The organism is Rhodococcus sp. IEGM 1351, assembly GCF_030056875.1.
GTDB classification, from domain to species: domain Bacteria; phylum Actinomycetota; class Actinomycetes; order Mycobacteriales; family Mycobacteriaceae; genus Rhodococcus_F; species Rhodococcus_F opacus.
Map to the genome: position 1 here is coordinate 1 of NZ_JASHKU010000182.1, position 220 is coordinate 220.

Annotated in this window: 1 protein-coding gene; it reads left to right on the plus strand. The window is 73.6% G+C overall.

The annotated features are described in order from the left end of the window. A partial coding sequence (locus QM806_RS41225; RefSeq protein WP_502943964.1) for a lipase family protein occupies positions 1–220 on the plus strand: 220 nt, incomplete at both ends.

The window sequence follows — 220 nt, forward strand, 5'->3', positions numbered from 1 at the left end:
GCACGAGCACCCGGACACCGCACCCGCGGGAGCGAACGACTTCTCCTGCACACCCGCCCCGGACCACCCGGAGCCGGTGGTGCTCGCGCACGGCACCGACGCAAGCGCCGACGCGGACTGGGCCGCCCTGTCGCCCATGCTCGCCGCGGACGGCTACTGCCTGTTCGCGCTCAACTACGGCGGAGCGCCGGGTGCCGATTCCTACGGCACCGCGGACAAC